The organism is Ruegeria profundi (assembly GCF_020171505.1).
Taxonomy (GTDB): domain Bacteria; phylum Pseudomonadota; class Alphaproteobacteria; order Rhodobacterales; family Rhodobacteraceae; genus Ruegeria; species Ruegeria profundi.
Window position 1 is genome coordinate 45295 of sequence record NZ_JAIUZS010000003.1, and the last position, 22376, is coordinate 67670.

The 22376-nt window shown below is 60.0% G+C and carries 21 protein-coding genes and 1 pseudogene; 14 read left to right on the forward strand and 8 right to left on the reverse strand.

The window, feature by feature from the left end:
- Together LCM21_RS06420 and nadC are read left to right on the forward strand one after the other, a co-directional pair.
- Positions 1 to 1566, forward strand: a complete 1566-nt coding sequence (locus LCM21_RS06420) for an L-aspartate oxidase (RefSeq protein ID WP_224889851.1) — start codon at positions 1 to 3, stop codon at positions 1564 to 1566.
- Complete coding sequence (gene nadC / locus LCM21_RS06425; protein WP_224889852.1) at positions 1563 to 2411, forward strand: carboxylating nicotinate-nucleotide diphosphorylase; 849 nt, start codon at positions 1563 to 1565, stop codon at positions 2409 to 2411. Before LCM21_RS06420 ends, nadC begins: the two co-directional genes overlap by 4 nt.
- A 243-nt stretch (positions 2412 to 2654) precedes the next feature.
- Here nadC and LCM21_RS06430 read toward each other — a convergent pair.
- A pseudogene (locus tag LCM21_RS06430) lies at positions 2655 to 2771 on the reverse strand (IS3 family transposase); the annotation flags it as partial.
- Positions 2772 to 2833: 62 nt separating this feature from the next.
- The gene (locus tag LCM21_RS06435) at positions 2834 to 3787 is read right to left on the reverse strand and encodes a YeiH family protein (RefSeq protein ID WP_263618935.1); all 954 of its coding nucleotides are present in this window, start codon (positions 3785 to 3787) and stop codon (positions 2834 to 2836) included.
- A 218-nt stretch (positions 3788 to 4005) separates the two neighbouring features.
- On the opposite strand from LCM21_RS06435, the gene LCM21_RS06440 reads away from it, so the two are divergent.
- The 12 genes from LCM21_RS06440 (at position 4006) to metC (ending at position 15313) form a co-directional block, all read left to right on the forward strand.
- A complete protein-coding gene (locus tag LCM21_RS06440) occupies positions 4006 to 5142 on the forward strand; it encodes an ABC transporter substrate-binding protein (RefSeq protein ID WP_224889854.1) in 1137 nt (378 codons plus the stop codon).
- A gap of 69 nt (positions 5143 to 5211) precedes the next feature.
- Complete coding sequence (locus tag LCM21_RS06445; RefSeq protein ID WP_224889855.1) at positions 5212 to 6087, forward strand: branched-chain amino acid ABC transporter permease; 876 nt, start codon at positions 5212 to 5214, stop codon at positions 6085 to 6087.
- Positions 6084 to 7088: a branched-chain amino acid ABC transporter permease gene (locus tag LCM21_RS06450; RefSeq protein WP_224889856.1), complete on the forward strand. Its 1005-nt coding sequence runs from the start codon at positions 6084 to 6086 to the stop codon at positions 7086 to 7088. The genes LCM21_RS06445 and LCM21_RS06450 overlap by 4 nt, the downstream gene beginning before the upstream one ends.
- Positions 7085 to 7894 (forward strand): ABC transporter ATP-binding protein, encoded by an 810-nt coding sequence (locus LCM21_RS06455; RefSeq protein WP_224889857.1) that lies wholly within the window; start codon positions 7085 to 7087, stop codon positions 7892 to 7894. Before LCM21_RS06450 ends, LCM21_RS06455 begins: the two co-directional genes overlap by 4 nt.
- On the forward strand, positions 7887 to 8615 hold the full coding sequence (locus LCM21_RS06460; protein ID WP_224889858.1) for an ABC transporter ATP-binding protein: 729 nt from the start codon (positions 7887 to 7889) through the stop codon (positions 8613 to 8615). The genes LCM21_RS06455 and LCM21_RS06460 overlap by 8 nt, the downstream gene beginning before the upstream one ends.
- A 32-nt stretch (positions 8616 to 8647) precedes the next feature.
- Positions 8648 to 9691, forward strand: a complete 1044-nt coding sequence (locus LCM21_RS06465) for a M14 family metallopeptidase (protein WP_224889859.1) — start codon at positions 8648 to 8650, stop codon at positions 9689 to 9691.
- Entirely contained in the window at positions 9681 to 10526 is an 846-nt protein-coding gene (locus LCM21_RS06470; protein ID WP_224889860.1) for a nitrilase-related carbon-nitrogen hydrolase, read from the forward strand. Before LCM21_RS06465 ends, LCM21_RS06470 begins: the two co-directional genes overlap by 11 nt.
- On the forward strand, positions 10523 to 11305 hold the full coding sequence (locus LCM21_RS06475) for an IclR family transcriptional regulator (RefSeq protein ID WP_224889861.1): 783 nt from the start codon (positions 10523 to 10525) through the stop codon (positions 11303 to 11305). The genes LCM21_RS06470 and LCM21_RS06475 overlap by 4 nt, the downstream gene beginning before the upstream one ends.
- Before the next feature lie 34 nt (positions 11306 to 11339).
- Positions 11340 to 11939 (forward strand): DUF1989 domain-containing protein, encoded by a 600-nt coding sequence (locus LCM21_RS06480; protein ID WP_224889862.1) that lies wholly within the window; start codon positions 11340 to 11342, stop codon positions 11937 to 11939.
- A 35-nt stretch (positions 11940 to 11974) separates the two neighbouring features.
- Entirely contained in the window at positions 11975 to 12574 is a 600-nt protein-coding gene (locus LCM21_RS06485) for a cysteine dioxygenase family protein (protein ID WP_224889863.1), read from the forward strand.
- Entirely contained in the window at positions 12571 to 14142 is a 1572-nt protein-coding gene (locus LCM21_RS06490) for a rhodanese-like domain-containing protein (RefSeq protein WP_224889864.1), read from the forward strand. The genes LCM21_RS06485 and LCM21_RS06490 overlap by 4 nt, the downstream gene beginning before the upstream one ends.
- Positions 14135 to 15313, forward strand: a complete 1179-nt coding sequence (metC, locus tag LCM21_RS06495) for a cystathionine beta-lyase (protein ID WP_224889865.1) — start codon at positions 14135 to 14137, stop codon at positions 15311 to 15313. Before LCM21_RS06490 ends, metC begins: the two co-directional genes overlap by 8 nt.
- Positions 15314 to 15690: 377 nt before the next feature.
- Here metC and LCM21_RS06500 read toward each other — a convergent pair whose 3' ends face one another.
- The 6 genes from LCM21_RS06500 to LCM21_RS06525 form a co-directional block, all read right to left on the reverse strand.
- On the reverse strand, positions 15691 to 16668 hold the full coding sequence (locus tag LCM21_RS06500) for an ABC transporter ATP-binding protein (protein ID WP_224889866.1): 978 nt from the start codon (positions 16666 to 16668) through the stop codon (positions 15691 to 15693).
- Positions 16665 to 17642: an ABC transporter ATP-binding protein gene (locus LCM21_RS06505; protein ID WP_224889867.1), complete on the reverse strand. Its 978-nt coding sequence runs from the start codon at positions 17640 to 17642 to the stop codon at positions 16665 to 16667. Before LCM21_RS06505 ends, LCM21_RS06500 begins: the two co-directional genes overlap by 4 nt.
- Before the next feature lie 4 nt (positions 17643 to 17646).
- Positions 17647 to 18546: an ABC transporter permease subunit gene (locus LCM21_RS06510; protein ID WP_224889868.1), complete on the reverse strand. Its 900-nt coding sequence runs from the start codon at positions 18544 to 18546 to the stop codon at positions 17647 to 17649.
- A 1-nt stretch (position 18547) separates the two neighbouring features.
- Positions 18548 to 19555 (reverse strand): ABC transporter permease subunit, encoded by a 1008-nt coding sequence (locus tag LCM21_RS06515; protein WP_224889869.1) that lies wholly within the window; start codon positions 19553 to 19555, stop codon positions 18548 to 18550.
- Positions 19549 to 20658, reverse strand: coding sequence for a M24 family metallopeptidase (locus LCM21_RS06520; RefSeq protein ID WP_224889870.1), 1110 nt, complete (start codon positions 20656 to 20658; stop codon positions 19549 to 19551). Before LCM21_RS06520 ends, LCM21_RS06515 begins: the two co-directional genes overlap by 7 nt.
- A gap of 82 nt (positions 20659 to 20740) precedes the next feature.
- A complete protein-coding gene (locus LCM21_RS06525; protein ID WP_224889871.1) occupies positions 20741 to 22330 on the reverse strand; it encodes an ABC transporter substrate-binding protein in 1590 nt (529 codons plus the stop codon).
- Between the last annotated feature and the right edge of the window lie 46 nt (positions 22331 to 22376).

The window sequence follows — 22376 nt, forward strand, 5'->3', positions numbered from 1 at the left end:
ATGAAGATCGTTGAAACGCCGCGTGTGGTCATCATCGGGGCCGGGCTGGCGGCGGTTTATACCGCGCTGAAACTGGCCCCTCGTCCGGTCGTGATGATCTCGCCCGAGCCGCTGGGGTCCGGCGCAAGCTCAGCCTGGGCGCAGGGCGGTATCGCTGCGGCGATGGCCAGGACGGACAGCCCCGAAGCCCATGCCGAGGACACCATGCGCGCGGGCGCCGGGTCGGTCCTGCGCGAAGTGGCCGAGTTCGTCACCCAAGCCGCACCGGAGCATATCCTCGACCTGTCCGACCTTGGCACTGGCTTCGACCGCACCGCCGATGGCGGCTTTGTGCAATCGCGCGAGGCGGCGCACTCCGCTGCGCGGGTGGTGCGGGTCAAGGGCGATCAGGCCGGTGCCGAGATCATGCGCGCGCTGATCGTGGCTTTGCGCAGAACCGCATCCATTCAGGTCATCGAAGGGGCTCTGGCGGTTAGGTTGGAAAGCGACGGTGCGCAGGTCGGCGGCGTTTACTTGGCCGATGCCCATGCACCGAACGCACCACAGGTTCTGCTGCGCGGGTCGGCGCATGTACTGGCAACCGGGGGCTCTGCGGGCCTGTATGCCAATACCACCAATCCCTCGCGCATCCGGGGTCAGGGAATTGGCATGGCCGCCCGGGCCGGCGCGCGGATTGCGGATGCCGAGTTTGTCCAATTCCACCCCACCGCAATCGACGTCGGCGAGGACCCCACTCCGCTGGCGACCGAGGCGTTGCGTGGCGAGGGGGCTATTTTGATTGACGGAAATGGGCGTCGGTTCATGCTCGACATCCACCCCGATGCCGAACTTGCACCGCGCGACACGGTTGCCCGCGCTGTATTTATGCAGACGCATGCGGGTCGTCGTACGGCACTGGACACGCGCACAGCAATCGGCGCGCGAATTTCGGATCATTTCCCCGCAGTGACCAAGGCCTGCCTGCGCAATGGCGTTGACCCTGTGCGCAATCCGATCCCCGTCACTGCCTCGGCGCAATACCATATGGGCGGTATCGAAACAGATTTGGCGGGCCGAAGTTCGCTGAAAGGGCTTTGGGCCTGTGGCGAGGCCGCTTCAACCGGGTTGCACGGCGCGAACCGGCTGGCGTCAAACGGACTGCTTGAGGCGCTGGTGTTTGCCCGCGCATGTGCGCGAGACATTGCGGCGTCTGTGTCCGTCGGTCACGTGCCAGAAGTTGACCTTGCTCTGACTGCGGAAGCCCAACCGGCAAGGAATACGGATTTGGCCACCCTGCGTCGTATCTTGACCCAGCACGTGGGCGTGATGCGTAATCGGTTAGGCCTGAACCGTGCCCTGACTCGGATCGCGGCTCTTGAGGCCCGGCATCGGGCCTCTGACGTGTTTTTGAATATGACGGCCACGGCCACCCTGATTGCCGCTGCCGCGCTGCTGCGTGAAGAAAGCCGTGGTGCGCATTACCGATCAGATTTCCCTGACCCTATCCCCGGCCCCGGCCAACGCTCTGCCCTGACGCTGAGCGAGGCTGTCGCCCTGCGGGACCGTATTACAAAGGACGCAGCATGACCCTTCCAGCCTTACCCGACATGATCCTCGAACCTTTGGTCCGGTCGGCCCTGATGGAGGATTTAGGTGCCTATGGTGATATCACCACCCAAACGGTGATCGCGCCGGACGTCACTTATGCCGCGCGTCTGAACGCCCGTGAAGATGCGGTGGTATCGGGATTGCAGGTCGCCGCCATGGCATTCCGTATGTTCGATCCTTCGCTTGAGATTTCCACACATATCTCGGACGGCCAGCGCTGTACCAAGGGCGACACGCTGATAGAGATAACAGGCAAGGCGACCTCGATCCTGTCGGCTGAGCGCGTGGCGCTGAACTTTGCCGGACGCCTGAGCGGCGTGGCCACCGCAACGGCGGCACTGGTGGCTGAAACCAGGGATACAAAGGCGCGCATTACCTGCACGCGAAAAACCACCCCCGGCCTTCGTATCGTTGAGAAACAGGCGGTTCTGCACGGCGGAGGATTCAATCACCGGTTTTCCCTGTCCGACGCAATCCTCATCAAGGACAACCATATCGCGGCGGCTGGCGGCGTACGCGCTGTTCTTGAGGCCACGAAAGCTCGCGCTTCGCACATGATGAAGATCGAGATCGAGGTAGATACGCTGGAGCAACTGGCCGAAGTGCTTGATGTCGGCGGTGCCGATGCTGTGCTGTTGGACAATATGCAGCCTGACATCTTGGCCAAGGCGGTTACACTGGTTGATGGTCGGCTGATCACCGAAGCCTCGGGCAATGTCACGCGGGACACAGTTGCTGCTATTGCGGCCACCGGCGTGGATTTCATTTCATCCGGTGCGTTGACCCACTCCTATCGTACGGTCGATCTGGGTTTGGATTTCTGACGCTATTGCAAGGGCATGATAACCCGACACGCTGCCTGAATACCCGCCCGCACTTGAACCCATTCGTTCTGCATCTCAACGTTCGACCAATCTGGAAAAAAAATCACTGTGATCAACATAAGTGTAGTCAGCGCCGACTAGAAACGACACATCGCGCTTCCGGTCGGCCGCCTCTCGCGAACGCGAGCCTCTGGCAGGGTCGCCAATGCCCAAACCCGCAACCTTTGACCGTGATGGATTTTTCTCCCTGCGTATCATGGGATTGTCTGGCGGGCCTTCTCGCCTGACGGTTTTTGGATCTGTATCTACAGTCCTGCAGGCCTGACGATGCGAGATGTCGTGGTCCAGCATTTCTCTGAGCCAAAAGAACTTAGCGGAAAACTGCAGTTTTTTTGAACGAAAGCACATCTACTCCATCCCTCTTATCTGAAGGTTGGTAGAAATACCGAAGCAGCCACAGCGAAACAGAGAATGAGTAGCGTGGCCAACGCTGACAGCGCAGCAGGGGCAGGACCCACGCGCCTCACTTCCAAAAATGGAGTCAGAACACAGACAGCGAAAACCGATGCCGTGAGCATCAGTTGAGAAATAAGTGTTGTGGCGTCCACCAGCGGTACCGGGATCGCACCCATCGAATTCAGGAGAACACCCATGAGGAAGACCAGGATGAAGAGTGGCAGACGTGGCTTGGAACCTGTCCCCCCGGACCGACGGTTCAAATGGGCCAAAACAAAAACCAGCGGAAACAGAAGCATCACCCGGAATAGTTTGACGACGACTGCCGTTTCGCCAGCCGTATCGGACATTGCATAGCCGGCCCCCACGACCTGCGCCACGTCATGTATGGACGCGCCCAGCACGAACCCTGCCCGTTCATCGCTAAAGCCAAGGGCCAAAAGCCCGGCGGGATAGGCGACCATGGCGATGGTGGAAAGCAGTGTGACCACCATGATGGTAAAAGACAGGTGTCGGTTGAGCCGCCCGGACGGTGGCAACAGCGCCGAGATCGCCAGCGCGGCCGAGGCACCGCAGACCGCCGTTGCACCTCCGATCAGCAAACCAAAATCTCGCCGCTGCCCGAAAAGCGGCGCGGCCAAGATCGTCAGGCCGATGGTCGCTGCGGTAGCCCCGACAAGAAAGAACAAACTGCCCCCTCCAAGCTGCAATACGGTGCCAAGGCTGATCTGCAGCCCGAGTAGAGCAACGCCACATCTGGTCAGCGATCGTACCGTGAGTATCAATCCCGGCGCCAGCAGAGGGTTACGACGGAGAGGGCCTGAGCACGCGCCAAGCAGCAAGGCGATCAGCATCGCCGGAAGCTGGCTATGCCCCGCACCCCATATCGCCAGACCGCCGGCCAGAAGGCAAACGCCCATGCCAGGAAGCCACGAAAGAACCTTCCGCGATCGCGCACGAAGGGTCCGCTGATTCGTATCAAGGGTATCAAGCTCCGAAGTCTCAGATTTCTGATGCATTTTTCGCCTTTCGATGCCGATTACCGGCTTGCCGTTTGACAGGCGACCTATATCGTGGTTATCTAAGTTCACAAATAGGAAATTAAGTTTCTATATAGGAAACCATTGGGAGACTAAAAATGGAACTGAAGGCTTTTGCCCTTGCGGCGACAATCACCGGGCTTGGCTTTGGACTCAGTCCTGCCCATGCGGACGAACTTCGCATCGGTCTAAGCACTCCGTTGTCCGGCGGTGTCGCCGCGTTGGGCCAACATGAGATGTGGGGGGCCGAACTGGCCATCGAAGAACTGAACGCCGCTGGCGGCGTTGATGGCAATACATTTACGCTCGACGCTCAGGACAACCAGTGTAACCCCTCGCAGGGTGTGACCAGTGTTGAAAACCTGCTGCGGAACGATCCCGTCGCTATTATCGGCGCTTTGTGTAGCTCAGTCACGCTTGCGATCATGCCGATGGTCGAACGTGAAGAGGTTCCGCTGGTCGTCGCCGTCTCGACCTCCAAAGTCATCACTGAGAAATCCGGCATCGGCGGAAATGACTGGACCTTCCGCATCAACCCCTCCGACGTGGGGCTCGCCGTTGCAATGGCCAACTACATTGCCTCCACCGGTGACATCGAAACTGTCGCCTTCGTCGGTGAGGATACGGATTACGGCCGCGGCGGGCACGAGGCAATTGCCGCAGCTCTTGAGGCCAAAGGAGTCCAAGTTGTCTCGGCTGATTTCTTTCAACAGAACACTCCGGATTTCACAACACTGCTGACCCGGCTGGCAAATACCGCACCTGATGCCATTGCTCTCTATGCCGTGGGTGCGGATGAACTCAACTTTCTGCGCCAGTTTCGCGGCATGGGCCTGCCCTCGCACCTAACCGGCCGCATCGCTTTCGATGAGATCCGCGATACGGTGATAACCTCAGGCGCCATCGACGGGGCGACAAGCGTCTTCCCCTACGCCGCCGATCTGGATACGCCCGAAAACCAAGCGTTTGTTGCAGCCTTCAAAGCAAAGTATGGCGAGTTGCCCAACTATCAGAGCTTCGAGGCATACGAGGCGGTCAAGATCATCGCCGATGCGATCAAGCGGGCCGGCGCAACCGACCGCGCGGCGATCCGCGACGCGCTGGAGAAGACAGAATATACCTCGTTGACTGGCCGCATGATCGCCTTCGACGAGCACAACCAAGCTCATAACGCGGCTATCATCATGCGCGTAGATGGCACCGAGGTCGTCATCGAGGCGCAGTCAGACACCTGATCCACGCGTTCGTCGGAGGAGAGGTCTCGGCCTCTCCTCCTCAAAGCAGACTTTAGCGAGGCAAACATCTTGACCGGGCTTTTCATTAGTCAACTGGTGCTGAATGGCGTCGTGATCGGACTGACCTATGCGCTTATCGCCGTCGGCCTGTCACTTATCTTCGGCGTGATGGAAATCGTGAACTTTGCGCATGGACAGGTTTACATGCTGGGCGCCACCGCGATGCTGACCTGCGTAACCGTGCTGGGCCTTGGGTATTTTCCCGCCGTGCTGCTTGCAACGCTGGTTGTGGCGGTGACCGGGCTGTTGCTTTATGCGACGGTTCTGCGCCATCTCCAGCAGGGTGAATTCGAGCGGGGCATTATTCTGACCATAGGCATCGGAATGGTGCTGCAGAACGGCATCACCTATCTTTACGGTGCCCAGCCCCGTGTCATCGATACCGAGTTCAGTTTCATCTATCTGGAAATGGGGGGTTTGCGGATCGACCTGATGCGGCTGCTTACTATCGGGTTGAGCGCGCTGGCCATGGGCGGTCTTTACCTGCTTCTGCAGCACAGCCGGATCGGGAAAGCCATGCGCGCCTTTGCCCAGAACCGCGAAGCTGCCTTCATGGTCGGAATCCGGCCTGCGGTCATTGCCGGCACGGCTGTCAGCCTCGGGATCGGACTGGCCGGGCTTGCCGGTGCCTCGCTCGCGCCGGTGTTCACTGTGCATCCGGCGATGGGTATTCCAATTCTCTTCAAGGCCTTCGCGATCGTTATCATCGGCGGGCTCGGCCATATTCCGGGGGCCGTGCTGGCAGCCGTACTGATTGGCGTAACAGAAAGTCTCGTGGGTGGTTTTGGCCCGGTCGCGCTGCAGGATGCCGTTGCCTTTTTCGCAATGATCGCGATCCTCATGGCCCGCCCGGAAGGTCTCTTTGGAAAAGGAGTTCGGGTATGATGACGCGAACCCTAAAAGGCAGCCGCTCCGGCGGATCTCTCTCTCCTGACTCTCGCTGGTTAATTTGCATAGCCATCCTTGCACTTGCCCCGACACTGACTGGTTCAAGCTACGTGCTCAATGTCGGTTCGCTGGCCCTGGCCTTCGCTGTCCTCGCAACCTCGCTGAACCTGATCTTTGGCTTTACCGGACTGCTGTCCTTTGCCCAGGTCGGTTTCTGGGGCGTCGGCGCTTATGTTGCGGCGATCGCAACGTCAGACTACGGCATTTCGCCATGGCTGGCCTTCCTTGCAGGCGGCGCGTTTACCGGCATACTCGCGATCCTGGTCGGCATCCCAGCGCTGCGCGTGTCGCGTGCCTCCTTCGTTATCGTATCGCTCAGCTTTACCCTGCTGGCGACACTGCTGTCTCGAAGCTGGATTGATGTAACGCGCGGACCGCTCGGCATTCCCGGCTTGCCTGCGCCTTCCATTGCATTCGGTGACCGCGTGCTGATCGACGGGCACGATCCGCTGACATTCTATTGCATCATGCTCGGGTTCGCGGTGCTGGCACTGGGCTTCATGTTCGCGCTGATCCGCTCACCCATCGGTCGCATCCTGTTGGCGACCAACCAGAATGAGGCGCTGGCCCGCTCGCAGGGGATCAACGTGAAGCACTACCAGCTTCTGGCCTTTTCGGTGGCCGCTGCCTTCAGCGGGATGACGGGCGGTCTGTACATCTTTCACCTCGGCATCGTCGACCCGTCGATCTTCGACGCTTATTACAGCGAAATGCTGCTGATCATCGTGATCCTTGGCGGAGCTGGGAACTTTTGGACCGTGATCGTTGCTGCCTTTGTCCTGACAGCAGTGCCTGAATTGCTGCGGTTTGACCCGGAGCTTCGGTTGGTGATGTTCGGGGCGATACTTGTCGGTGCGGCGCTGGTTCTGCCGGGCGGTTTCGGTGGGTATCTACGCGACACCAATCTGAAACGCTGGAGAAAGGAGGTCCGCCCATGACCCTCGAAACCCCGGCTCCCATGCTGCGCGTCTCCAACTTGACCAAGACCTTCGCAGGTGTCACCGCAGTTGACGATGTCAGTTTCGACGTCCTGCCCGGCAGCATCGTCGGCCTGATCGGACCCAACGGTTCCGGAAAATCCACCACCATCGACTGCCTGACCGGATTCGCCCGGCCCGACAGTGGGCGTGCCCAATTTGATGGTCGCGACGTGACCAGTTGGCACCCCGAGCAGCTGGCTGCGGCAGGGATGGTGCGCACTTTCCAGAACGTGCGCATCTACGAGGGGATGACGGTTACCGACAACCTTGTTGTTGCCGCCCGCAGCCTGCGGCGCTTCACATGGGCAGAACAGGTTCTGAAGCTGCCTCGCGTTACACAGCACGAAGCAGAGCTGCGCGACGAGGCCCTGTCTCATCTGCGTCTGGTCGGCATCGAGAAATATGCCGATGCACCCGCCGGCATCCTGTCCTACGGCCAACGCAAATTGGTGGCCTTCGCCATGTGTCTTATGGGTCGGCCGCGCCTGATCATCCTGGATGAGCCGCTGGCCGGCGTGAACCCGACGGTGATCCGCCGGATCTCCGAACTGATCGACACGCTCAACGGGAAAGGCCAGACCTTCCTGCTGATCGAACACAATGTCGATTTCATCATGCGCCATTGCGGCAAGGTGATTGTGCTTGAACAGGGCCGGCTCCTGACCGAGGGCGCACCAGAGGTCATCCGCAGCGATCCACGCGTGCTTGAGGCTTACCTTGGTAACTACGCCGAATATGCCGGAGAGGAGACCCTTCATGTCTGACCCAATCCTGTCCCTTCGCAGCCTTGCGGTCGGCTACCTCGACGACCCGATCGTACGCGATTTCTCGCTGGATGTGCAGAAACAAACGATATGGAGCCTTCTGGGCGGCAACGGTGCAGGCAAGTCTACCTTGCTCAAGTCGCTCTTTGGCCTGTCGAAATGGTTCAGCGGAGAGATCATCTTTCAAGGTCAGCCGATACACGGCAAGAGCCCCGGCGAATGCATGCGTGCGGGCATAGGCATCGTGCCTCAAGGCCGCTGCAACTTCCCACAGATGACGGTGCGTGAAAACCTTGAAATGGGCGCCTATACGCTCGCCAAGGGTGACAAGGCGGCGGCCCAGGATCGGGTGATCGAGTTGTTCCCGATGCTTGGCCGGAAACTCAGGACAGTGGCTGGCAATCTTAGTGGTGGCGAACAGCAGGTGCTGGAAACCGCAATGGTGCTGGAAACCGACCCGGTGCTGCTTCTGCTCGACGAGCCATCGCTGGGCCTTTCGCCAAAGATGCAGCAGGACGTGTTCGACAACGTGGCACAGCTGCGCGATGCAGGCGTGACCGTGATCATGGCCGAACAGAATGTCGTGGGCTCGCTCCTTGTGTCAGACAGCGCGGTGGTGCTGGACCTTGGCACCAAGCTGATCGAAGGCCCGGCCCGCGACGTGATGAGCGACCCAAAAATCCGGGCGGCCTTTCTCGGTGGTGAGCCGGTCGACGCCTAAGCCCCTCTTTTCCAGAACGAAAGTACGAAATTATGAACCTGCCTTTGACACCCGAAACTCAACGCCGCGCCAACGCATCCGAGCAGGTCGAACGCGCAGCCTCGGGCGAATTCACCCATTCGACCCTGCAGGTCGGAACAATGGCCAGCGGCCAGCCTATCACCCTGCCCCTGTTGGTGGCGAAAGGCCGCGCTGAGGGGCCAGTCCTGTGGCTGAACGGCGCGGTCCACGGCGACGAGATTAATGGCATCCTGGCGATTTCCGACTTTATGGCCGGGCTGGACTGCAACAATCTGGCGGGAACAGTGGTGGCAACGCCGATATCGAACCCAACGGCGCTTGACGCGCGACGCAAGCGCGTGCCGCAGGACGATCAGGATCTTGATCAGAGCTTTCCAGGCAGCGACGCAGGTATGTTAGCCCAGCTGCTGGCCCACGCGGTGTTCGACGGAATCCGCCAAAGCGCCGACGTGGTGGTTAACTTCCACACGATGAACCCGCTGTTCTCCAGCATGCCATATGCGGTTTACAAGGATGCAGGCGACGGCGCCCCAGGCGAAAGTGACATCCTAGGCGCCGTATCGCAATTCTCACCATTCGTGGCCTGCCGCATGTCCGTGACATCCGCATCGGAATTGCCCGGCAACAATGCCGGTGCACTTGATTATCAGTGCCTGAAGCTTGGCAAACTTGCCTTCATGATCGAGCTTGGCGCCGGAAGCCAGCAGCAGCCCGATTGTATCCGGTCTGGAGTCGATGGGCTCCAACGTCTCGCAGGGCATCTGGGGATGATATCCGCCAATGCGACGAAACCAGGACCCATCCGGCGCGTCACGCGCCGCACTCATGTCTTCGGCCATCAAGGCGGTTTTTTCCGCCAGCACGCGGCTGCGGGAACAACCTTGCCCGCCGGCCAGCCGCTGGGCCTTATTCAGGACGTCGCGGGCAATATTTTGGAGACCATCACTTTCTCACAGGACGTGCAGGTTATCGGTATTCGCAACGACCCGGTGGTGCATTCCGGCGATCGGGTCGGCTTCGTTGGGCTGGAATGGGATGATTGGCATGGTCAGTAAAGAAATCAGAGCTGCGGTCGCGCAATACTCCCCGGTTTTGGGTGATACGCAGGCCAATCTCGACACAAGCCTCAAATGGATCGACCGGGCTGCGGCGGAGAAGGCAAGCCTTCTGGTTTTACCCGAGTGCTGCCTCAGCGGCTATGTCTTCACAGACACAGAGGCCGCCGCACCGTACGCGACCCCGTTAGACGGACCGGCCGTCGCCGCATGGCGCGCGCGCGCGGTACGGCACGGCCTGACCCTCGTCGCCGGAATTATCGAACTGGCCGACGACGGACTTTACGACAGCGCAATCGTGATTACGCCGGATGGGAATGCCACGACTTACCGTAAGCTGCACCTCTGGAGCATAGAGCGCGACCTCTATAGACCCGGCAACCGCGCTGTCATCGCTGACACTCCGGCCGGTCGGATCGGCATAATGATCTGCTACGACCTTTGGTTTCCGGAACTGAGCCGGGCACTGACGCTGGATGGCGCGCAGGTGATCGCCTGTCCTGCGAACTGGGCCGGAAACCCTCGGATGAAATCGCCGCTGGACGCGCACGGACAGGCGATGGGGTTTCATGTCGCCCGTTCAACTGCCTGCGTGAACGAGGTTCCGGTGATCGTCGCCGACCGTGTCGGCCATGAAGGAGACCTTACCTTCCTTGGCAACAGCTGCATTATCTCCGGCACCGGGGATGTCGCCGCCGGTCCGGCCCCAGCCGACACGACTGACCTTCTGATCGCCGACATCGCCATCGGCCGCACCCTTGGCGCAGCGCAAAGCCATATGGAATCCCGGCGCACGGATATCTACGCGGTCCAGACACGGGAGGATGCGTCTTGAAGTCACTAGAAACCGCACTGAACGTCCTGAGGGTCTTTATCGACGCCGACAGCGACCTGTCTGTGAACGAGGTCGTCGAACTCGTCGATTTGAAGAAAAGCCACGTATCGAAGATACTCAGCACGTTGCGCAATGCCGGAATGGTGGAACAGAATCCCGTCACCCGGCGCTATTCTGTCGGGGTCGAGGCCTTTGAGCTCGGCACCCGGTACATCGTCCGTTCGCAACAGGCGCGCGACGCCCTTCCAGTGATGCGACAGCTTGTGAACGCGTCTGGCCACTCTGCGACCCTCAGCATTCTGCGTGGCACCCACGTGCTGCATATCATGGCCGTCGAAGGGCCACATTACATTGACGGCCGCTGGCGGGTCGGAAACCGCCTGCCGGTGCATGGCACCTCAGCCGGGAAGGTCCTGCTGGCATGGCAACCTGAAGCGCAGCGCAAGGAATTGCTGAGCAATCTGGATCTCCGCCCGCTCACCGAAAAAACGATCACGCGCCGCGACCATCTCGAAGCCGTCCTGACTGATATCCGTGAATCCGGCTGCTCTGTCACCCGCGGCGAAAGCGCGCCCGGGCTCGCGGCGCTGGCCGTGCCGGTTTTCGACGCGACAAACGAGGTCCCGCTGGCCCTCGGAGTCGTCCTGCCGGATCCGCTTTTCGAAACCGAGGACCTCGACCAACTGCGCGAAAAACTTTTCGATGCCTCGCGCACATTGTCGCTGAAACTCGGCGCTCGGGATTTCCCATTTGGCGCCGGTGGGGCGTCCTCGAAATGACACCAAGACGCCGAAGCAAAGGAGCGCAAAGATCATGAGCAGACACGAACATACCGTTCCGGCACGGCGCGGCAAGGCGATCGATGTCGCCGCCGGTCAGGAATTTCGGGTGATCAACACCCATGGCACCCAGGTGCTCGACACGTGGGCCTTTGCCGCCGGTGACAGTTCCACCTTTCTGTCGATGGCGCACACACGCTCATCTATCAGCCGTATTCATATCCGACCCAACGACACGCTGGTCGACAACCACTACCAGCCGATGCTGACGGTACTTGAAGACACCTCGCCGGGTGTACATGACATGCTTATGTGCTGCTGCTCCATGCCGATCTACAAGCGCATGGGCTGCACCGAGTATCATGACAATTGCGAGGATAACCTGCACGCAGCTCTGGCCGAGGTGGGACTTGCCTCGCGCCATACTCCGGCTCCTCTCAACCTGTTCATGAATTACCCGCTCGGCGCAGATGGCGGATTCTCTCGCAAGCCCCCGGTTACCCGCCCCGGCGACTACGTTGCCTTCCGGGCCGAACGCGACATTGTCCTGGTGCTCTCTGCGTGCCCGCAGGACCTCATTCCGATCAATGGCGAAACCCGGATGCCGACAGAAGCGCATGTCGCGCTGTTCTGAGCCCGGCCAAAGTCAATTCCAAAGGAGCACAACCGATGACCGATCAAACCCTGCAGCGCACCCAACTTGTAGACGCTCTGCGTCAAGATGCGCGCGCGCGCATCGCCGCGCAGGGCATCACCCGCGACTCTATCGCCGCAATTGCCGATGACCTGCGGGACATTGCAAGTCAGGCCCAACTCTGGTCAGAGGATCAGTTTCCACCCCCGGACGACGACAGCAAACAGGCGCGCTACCTGATCGCCGAGGATGAAGGCAAAACATTTGCTCTTTACCTCAACGTCATGCGGCCAGGGAAGCGTATCCCGCCGCACAACCACACCACTTGGGCTTGCGTTGCCGCAGTCGAAGGAACCGAGCTCAACACGCTCTGGACTCGCACGGATGATAGAACGGAACCCGGCCGCGCAACTGTGCAAAAAGACCGCGAGGTTTCTATTGAGCCGGGTACCGCAATCGGCCTGCTGCCCGACGACATACATTCCGTCTTCATTCCCGGTGACAGCGTCATCCGGCACCTGCACTTCTACGGTCGAGCGCTGGAAACCCTTTCAGAACGTGTGATGTTTGACCCGGAAGCAGGCACATGCTGGACCATGGATGTCGGCGTACAGACACGAAAGGCAGACAAATGACCGGATCCGTTTCTGCAGCCGCCCTGAAACGCAGACTCGACGCGCAAGCACGGATCGGGCTTCTCGATGTGCGCGAGCACGGTCAGTACGGCGAAGGTCATCTGCTCTTTGCGTCGAACTGCCCCTACAGCCGTCTCGAACTGCAAGTTTCGCGCCTTCTTCCGGACAAGCAGGCTGAGATTTACCTCTACGATGATGGTGACGACGTCGCCGAACGCGCCGCCCTTCGCCTTACAGAGATTGGCTACAAGGACGTCTCGATCCTGTCCGGCGGACTGCCGGCTTGGCGGTCAGCCGGATACGGCGTCTTCAAGGGCGTCAATGTCCCGAGCAAAGTGTTGGGTGAGCTGGTTGAACTAGCCGAACATACGCCACAGATCACGGCCGACAAACTTCTGGACATGCAGCGAGAGCCACGCCCCCCAAGCCTGATCGACGGGCGCCCTGCCAGTGATTACCGAAAGATGACAATTCCAGGTGCCCGAAACATTCCCAACGGCGAACTGCTCTATCGCTTTGCCGCGCTTGACCTGCCCGAGGACCGACCCATTGTCGTCCATTGTGCCGGCCGCACCCGCGGCCTGATCGGCGCACAGAGCCTGATCAACGCCGGTATCGCAAATCCAGTCTACGCGCTGGAAAACGGTACGCAGGGGTGGGTCTTGTCCGGCAAAAAGCTGTCGCGCAACAATACTCCAAAGGCGTTGCCAAAACTCACGGCCAAGCAAGTGAAGCGGGGCGCGGCCCTTGCAGACCGCTTGATCTCAAAACATCACCTGCCTGTCATCGACGCGGCCGACCTGCCGGCCTGGCGCCGGGAGAACGCGTACCTGCTTGATGTCCGCTCGGACGAAGAATTTGCGGAAGGCCATGTTCCCGGATCGATACACGCGCCCGTTGTCCAGCTTGTGCAAGCCACGGATGAATGGGTCGCCATGCGCCGTGCCCGGATCGCATTGATCGACGACAACGGCGTCCGCGCGGCCTCGGCAGCGTTCTGGCTCCGTCAGATGGGGCACGACGCCGTTATCGTCCGCAATGGCCTCAACTACGCCGAGAAGGTCACCACGCCCGACCAAGCCGGAGACCTTCCAACCATCTCTTCGGATGAGATCGCGCGAGTGTCCGGCCCCGTCACCATCCTTGATCTGCGGTCCAGCATGGCCTTCCGCAAGGGACATATACGAGGGGCGATCTGGGCCATTCGCCCACGGGCAGAGGCGGTGGCGAAAGATCTGACTGAGCAGGTCGTCCTCGTTGCTGACGATCCCGGAGTCGCTGCGCTCTTTGCATCTGAACTGAACACACTCACCACAGTAAAATGCCGCTACCTCGCCAGCGGCATGCAAGAATGGATCGCCGCTGGCGAACCGGTCGATGGCAGCCCTGGCTCTCCCCCCGACGAGGCTGCCATCGATTTCCTATTCTTCGTCCACGACCGGCACAAAGGAAACCTTGATGCCTCCCGCCGGTATCTCGAGTGGGAAACCGGCCTCGTGGATCAGCTCGATCCCATGGAACGAGCCGTATTTCAACTCATCCGGGCTGAGGAACATGCAGATGGATGATGCCACCCGAATGGTACACGCGGCCAAGGCAAAGGGAAACTCGCCACATGCCGTAAACCCCCCCGTCGTGAGGGCGTCGACGGTGCTCTTTCCCGATATCACCACGATGCGCGATTATCGTCAACGCCGCACGACCGGCGAACGCCTTTTCAGTTACGGCGCACGCGGCACACCGTCGTCAATGGCGCTTGAGGATGCGCTGTGCGAGCTGGAACAAGGCGATCGGGCGTTTCTCTATCCTTCTGGCCTGGCGGCCTTGGGGGCGGTTTTTCTGGCATATACGCGGCCCGGTGACCATGTGGCGATCATCGACACGGCCTATCCCCCGGTGCGGAGGCTTGCGGAAAATTATTTCAAGCCCCGCGGTGTCGAGGTCAGCTTTTTCCCGCCAGAGACAGAGGCATTGCGTGACGTTATGCGGCCCAATACGCGGCTGGTGTTGGCGGAATGTCCCGGCTCGAACAGCTTCGATATGATCGACGTGCCTGCAATGGCCGCAATTGCCCGCAAGCATGGCGCGCTTTTGGCTGTCGACAATACTTGGTCGGCCGGTGTTTTCTTTAAGCCGCTGCAACACGGTGCCGATATCTCAATCCAAGCCGCGACCAAATACATCTGCGGCCATTCCGACGTAATGATGGGCGCAGTCGTCACTCGCGAAGCGGCGTATCGTCCGATCTTTGATCTTAACAGCGACTTTGGCATCTGCGTCAGCCCGGATGACTGCTATACAGCGCTGCGGGGGCTTCGCTCATTAAAGAGCCGGCTGGAGACTCATGAACGTAGCGCATTGAAGATTGCCCGGTGGCTGGAACAACGCAGCGACGTAGCGACTGTGCTGCATCCAGCACTTGAGAGCTTTGCAGGGCACGAGCTTTGGCAACGAGATTTTACAGGATCTTCGGGCTTATTCGCCTTCCGTCTCGCCGCGCCGCTGAATAAGCGATCCGATGAGTTCGTCGATGCGCTTTCGTTGTTTGGTATCGGTGCCTCGTGGGGTGGATACGAAAGCCTTGCGCTGCCTCTTAGTCTTGGCAGCACGACATTGAGCACCGCAGATGAAGTGGTAATACGCCTGCATATTGGACTAGAGAGCGTTGACGACCTGATCCAAGATATTGCAAGTGCCTTTGGGACTATCGGTAGAGATGGGGTCACGGGAGCCACTTAGAGGGCAGTGTCACATTGTCGAACATAGTCGTTATCAAACCTATCTCGGCTTGCTGGATCGACCGAGGCGCCTCTAAATCGAAGATAACCCCACTTATCTGCATCTGCATTACCAACTTGTTCCAGCACTCGTCGCGCAGGCTAGCGGAACTCTCCTTGGGAAACGAGCCATTGCCGGTGCCCGACTCGCTTTGCGACATGTCCTGCTCCTAGCCGCATTGGTTGGCTAGACAGCGTGCGCGATGCTCTAAGGAGAAAACCGATGGCACTTGTAGTTGACAGAAGATGATTTCATCGATGTCACCTACATTCCAGTTTAAGGAGGAGCAATCGAACGGCGTTTAACGTGCCAACACCGTTTTTTTGCTGCGTCTGCGGTCACACTCCAGCCGGCGCGCCACCATTCTCGGGGAAAAAACACGCCGCCGCATGGTCTTCATCCGGTAGAACAGGTCGCTCGGCCCGGCATTTGTCCTGGACCTTCCAGCACCGCGGCGCAAAGGGGCAACCGTCGGGAATGGCCAGGGGCGACGGCAACTCGCCCTGCAGCTGGATGCGTTCCTTTCTTGCGTCCGGGTCGGCCTGCGGCGTCGCCGAAAGCAGGGCCTTGGCATAGGGGTGGAACGGCGCGCTGAACACCGCATCCCGGCTGCCCTTTTCGACCGCGCGGCCCAGATACATCACGATGACCTCGTCCGCGACATGCCGCACCACGCTGAGGTCGTGCGAAATGAACAGATAGGCCAGTCGCAGCCGGTCCTGCAAATCGACCAGCAGGTTCAGGATCGAGCTTTGGATGGACAGGTCCAGCGCCGAAACCGGCTCGTCCAACACCAGCACCTTGGGGTCCAGCATCAGGGCCCGTGCGATGGCGATGCGCTGGCGCTGCCCGCCCGAGAACATATGCGGATAGCGGTCGAAATGTTCGGGCCGCAGACCGACGAGGCCCAGCATTTCGCGCGCCTTGGCGGTGCGCTCGGCGCTGCTCAGGTCCGGGCGGTTGATTTTGAGCGGCTCTTCCAGGATGGCACCTATGCGATGGCGCGGGTTCAGCGATCCGTACGGGTCCTGAAACACGATCTGCACCGATTGGCGTAGCGATGCCCATTCCGACGGGCGGATCGGCTTGCCGTCCAGCGTCAGGGTGCCCGCGGTCGGCTCCTCGATCATGGTCACCATTCGCGCTAGGGTGGACTTGCCGCAGCCGCTTTCGCCGACCACGGCCAGGGTCTTGCCCGGATAGAGCGCGAAGTCCACCCCACCCACGGCCTTGAGCGTCCGGGTCTTGCCGAACAGCCCGCCGCTGACCTGATAGTGCCGCTCGAGCGCGGTCGCCTGCATTACCGGGTTCGTCATGATGCAACCCTCTCGTCGGTGTTCAGTGGGTAGAAGCAGCTGGCGCGGCCCAGATCAGGCCCCAGAGGGGGCGGCATCTGGGTCTTGCATTTCGCGTCGGCAAACTTGCACCGCGGCGAGAACAGACAGCCCTCGGGGCGGTCGAACTGGCCGGGTACGACGCCGGGAATGGTGGGCAGGTGTTTGTCCGTCGCCCGTTCCGGCAATGCATCCAGCAGCGCCGCCGTATAGGGATGGTGAGGCGTGCGGAACAGCGGCCCGACGGGCTGCTCTTCGATTTTCTGACCGGCATATTGCACGCTGACGCGTTCAGCCGTTTCGGCGACAACGCCCATATCATGCGTGATCAGAACCAGCCCCATGCCGGTTTCCTTTCGCAGGGATGTCAACAGATCCAGGATCTGCGCCTGAATCGTCACGTCAAGGGCCGTCGTCGGTTCGTCCGCGATCAGCAGCTTGGGTTTGCAAGCAATCGCCATGGCGATCATCACCCTTTGGTTCATGCCGCCCGACAGTTGATGCGGAAACGCGCCCAGGCGTTTTTCCGGGTCGGGTATACCCACCTGCTCGAACAGCTCGATGGCACGGGCCTGCCGTTCGCGCCGCCCCATGCCCAGATGGAGGCGCAGGGCTTCTCGGATTTGCCAGCCGACGGTGAAACACGGGTTCAGCGACGACATCGGTTCCTGGAAGATCATGGCGAGGTCCTTGCCGATCATCTTGCGGCGCGCAGTGGTACCCATTGCCAGCAGGTCTTGCCCGTCAAAGGTGATTTCGTCGGCGGTGACCGTCGCGGTCCAGGGCAACAACCCCATCACCGCCAGCATCGACACCGATTTTCCCGATCCGCTTTCGCCTACGATGGCCAGAATCTCGCCTTCGTTGACGTCCTGGTCCACGCCGTCCACTGCACGGAACCGACCGGACGCGGTGGCGAACTCGACACTCAGGTTTCTGATACGCAACAGGGACATCGCTCTAGCTCCGCTTCAGTTTTGGATCGAGCGCATCACGCAGGCCATCACCCATCAGGTTGATCGCCAGCACGGTGATCAGAATGGCGAGACCGGGGAAGGTGACCACCCACCAGGCGCGCAGGATGAACTCGCGGGATTCGGCCAGCATCGTGCCCCATTCCGGTGTGGGCGGCTGTGCCCCCATGCCCAGGAAACCCAGCGCCGCAACATCGAGGATCGCGTTCGAGAATGACAGCGCCGCCTGCACGATGATTGGCGCGACGCAGTTGGGCAAGACGGTGATGAACATCAGCCGCGGCCGGCCCGCACCGGCGACGCGGGCGGAAATCACATAATCCTTCGAGCGCTCGGCCAGCACCGCCGCGCGGGTTAGGCGCACGAAATGCGGCTGATAGGCGATGGCGATGGCGATCATCGCATTGATCAACGACGGACCGAGGATAGCCACCAAAACCAGGGCCAGCAACAACGCCGGGAAGGACAGGATGATGTCCATGATCCGCATGATGATGGTGTCGACCCATTTAGGTGCAAAACCCGAGATCAGCCCGATGATGATCCCGCCAACCGAGGCCAAAAGAACCACCATGATCCCAACCAGAAACGTCAGCTGCGAGCCATAGAGCAGCCGGGACATCAGATCGCGGCCCAGCGGATCGGTCCCCAGGATGTAGGACCAGCTTCCGCCCTCTTGCCAGACCGGCGGCAGCAGCGTGGCCGCGCGATTCTGCGCGGTGGGGTCGTGCGGGGCGATGATCCCAGCGAACAGGGCGATCAGCACCAGCGCCGAAAAAACATACAGACCGATGACCGCACCCCGGTTTTCACGGAAGTAGTACCAGAATTCGCGTAGCGCACTGGGGCGAGTCGGAGCAGTTGCGATTTGCGTTGTATCAGCCATGTCAGCGCTTCCGGATCTTAGGGTTGATGAGGCCATAAAGCATGTCGACGATCAGGTTCACCACCATGACCAGCACCGCCACCAGCAGCAGCCCACCCTGCACCACGGGATAGTCGCGGCGGAAAATGCTGTCGACCATCCATTTGCCGATGCCGGGCCAGCTGAAAATCGTCTCGGTCAGAATCGCACCGGCCAGCAGGGTGCCGACCGAAAGCCCGATTACAGTGATCACCGGGATCAGAGCGTTGCGCAGGGCGTGTATGCCGTTGATCCGCGCAGGCGTCAGCCCCTTGGCGCGCGCGGTACGGATATAATCCTCGCCCAGCACCTCCAGCATCGCAGACCGGGTCTGGCGCGCAATCACAGCCAGCGGGATGGTGCCCAGCACAATGGTCGGAAGGATCAGATGCCGCACTGCGGAAAGAAAGGCCCCCTTTTGCCCCGAGGCCAGGCTATCGATCAGCATGAACCCGGTCGGATCGGGGAAATAGTATTGCAACCCGATACGTCCGGAAACCGGCGTCCATTGCAGGTTGCCTGAAAACACGATGATCAGCAGCAGCGCCCACCAGAAGATCGGCATCGAATACCCCACCAGCGCCGTCGACATTAGCGCCCGGTCAAAGAACTTGCCCCGGTTCACGGCCGCGATCACACCAGCAGGTAATCCCAGCACAACCGCAAAGATCATGGCGCATATCGACAGTTCCAGCGTGGCTGGGAACAATGAGAAAAACTCATCCCAGACCGGGCGTTTAGTGACGAAGGAGACCCCCAGATCGCCTTGCAACACTCCGGTCAGGTAGTCCCAATACTGCACAAAGATCGGACGGTCATACCCGAACTGCGCCGCAAGCTCGGCATAGCGTTCCTCGGAGATGCCCCGCTCACCCGCCATGACCATAATGGGATCGCCTGGCAAGGCGCGGATGAAACTGAAAGACACAAGCGTCACCCCGATGAAGGTGGGGATGAAAGTCAGCAGTCGGGCCAGAACGTAGTTCAGCATGAAATCACCTGTAGGTCTTTCGGAAAGCGGGTCAGAACCTGACAGCCGTCTTGGGTAATCAGAACGTCGTCTTCGATCCGCACACCGAAGTTTCCTAACTGATACAGGCCCGGTTCATTGGTATAAACCGTTCCGGCGGGCAGCGCTGCCATGTTGCCGCGCATGATATATGGCGCTTCGTGCACGGCGCGACCCAACCCGTGACCGGTTTTCGTGCGAATGCGGTCGGCAAAGGGGGATGCCTCCAGCACACTGGTGGCGGCGTCGTCGATCTCGTGCGCCGTCACACCCGCACGGGTGACCGCAAGCCCGGCCAGATTGGCCTGCAAAACAGTGTCATATACGGCCTGCGCCTCGTCTGATGCGTGGTCAAGGAAAACGGTCCGGGTGATGTCGGCGGCAAAACCATCCTTGCGCGCGCCGAAATCAATCAGCAGCGCATCCCCGGCCTGCACCGCATAATCTTCGCGCGCATGGGCATGAGGCTGCGCCGAGTTGTCGCCGGCGGCAACGATGGGATGAAAGGCCAGCCCATCGGCGCCCTCCTCGAAAAGAAGCCGGATCAAAGTTTGCTCAATCTGTTTCTCGCTCTGCCCTAAGGCGACGGTTTCAAGCATGCGCGTCAGCGCCCTTTCCGAGATGTCGATGGCACGCCCCAGCGCCGCGATGTCCCCGGGCGTCTTGATCATGCGCAGGTCGGAAATCTCTTGTTCGGCGTCAATGATGCGCAAGCCCGGTTGGGCAGCCATCAGGGCATGATGCACGAATACCCGCATGACCTGCCCTTCGACCGCCAGCGACGAGATGCTAAGGTGATCCATCAAGGCCGCAAAGGCGTCATGATATCCCGTCTGATCCCGCCAGTCGAAGACTGCGCCGTCGAACCCGGTCAGCGCCCAGCTTCCCAATTCGAGGTTCGGGACAAGGGCGGCGGCCGGACCGTTGGCAGGAATGACCAGCAGGAATGGCCGCTCGTGGCTCATGAAGCTTTGGCCGAGCGCGCGGGTGAAATTCGGACCGGGCACAAGCGCCACAGCATCCACGCCCAGCTTGCAGGCGACACCGGCATATTCGGAAAGCCGATCAGATAAAGTCGTTGACATAGACGGTGCGCCCCCGGTCATCGTCAGATGATAGTTGGGGCGGCACAAACTGCACCGCCCCAGTTGATCATGTGCTGATCGCTTATTGCGACAGGCCTACCTGGTTAAAGATGTGACCACCCAACGGGTGCACGACGTAGCCTTCAACTTCGGGGCGCATGGTCATGTACACGACCGAATGCGCGATCGTGGCCCACGGTGCCTGCTCTTTGAAGATTACCTGCGCCTGCTTGTAAAGCTCTTCGCGTTCTTCCTGAGAAGACAGAACCTTGGCTTTCTGAACCAGCGCGTCGAATTCCTCGTTGCACCATTGAGCGCGGTTGGATTTTTCAACACCGTCGCAGCCCAGCAGAACGGCCAGGAAGTTGTCCGGGTCACCGTTGTCACCGGTCCAGCCCAGCAGAACCGCACCGTCACGGTCCTTGGCTTTCGAACGCTCAAGGTATTCACCCCATTCGTACGACACGATTTCCACGTCCACACCGATCTTGGCAAAATCTTCCTGCATCAGCTCGGCCATACGGCGGGCGTTGGGGTTATATGGGCGCTGCACCGGCATCGCCCAGATCTTCATCGACAAATCCGAAATGCCTTCAGCCTCAAGCGCGGCCTTGGCGGCTTCGGGGTCATAATTGTCATCCTCGATTGCGTCGTTATACGACCACATGGTCGGCGGAATTGGGTTCTTGGCGATCTGGCCTGAACCCTGGAACACGACGTCGATGATGGCCTGCTTGTCGATGGCCATGTTCAGCGCCTTGCGCACTTTGGGGTTGTCGAACGGCGCAACTTGAGTGCTGTAGGCAAGGTAACCGACGTTCAGACCCTCCTGCTCCATCACCACGATGTCTTCAGCGTCTTTCATCGCCTGCACGTCAGCTGGGTTCGGGTAGGCCATCACGTGGCATTCGCCTGCCTGAACTTTCTGATAGCGCACTGACGCATCCGGCGTGATCGCAAAAATCAGGCTCTGAACCTTGGCATTGTCGCCCCAATAGTCGTCATTGCGCACATAGCGGATGACAGCATCTTTCTGATACGCTTGGAACACGAACGGACCGGTGCCGATTGGCGCCTGGTTCAGCATCTCGGGCGTTCCAGCCTCGAGCATTGCGTCGGCATATTCCTTTGACACGATCGACGCGAAATCCATCGCCATGTTTGCGATGAACGGTGCCTCGGGACGGGTCAGGTGGAAAGCAACCGTGTAGTCATCGATCTTTTCGATGCGGTCGATCAGGTCCGGCATCGACATACCGCCGAAATACTCCCAGGTGCCGCCGGAAACCGTATGATACGGGTTTTCTTCGTTGCCCTGACGATCAAAGCTGAAGATCACGTCATCGGCGTTGAAGTCGCGCGTCGGGGTGAACAGATCATTGGAATGAAACTTCACACCTTCGCGTAGCTTGAAGGTCACTGTCTTGCCGTCATCGGACACCTCCCAGCTTTCCGCCAGAGCGGGGATCGTTTCCGTGGTGCCGACCTTGAACTCGGCCAGGCGGTTGTAAATCGGGTGGCTGGAAGCATCGAACGTGGTGCCGGCCGTGTACAAGGCAGGGTCAAAACCTTCGGGGGATCCTTCGGAACAATAGACCAGATTCTGCGCCTGAGCCGACACGCCCATCACGCTCAGCAACAGGCCAGTGGCCAAAACTCTATTCCATGACATTTTTTCTCTCCTGGTTGGTAAGTTGTTTGCTTCTCGCGGCTTTTTT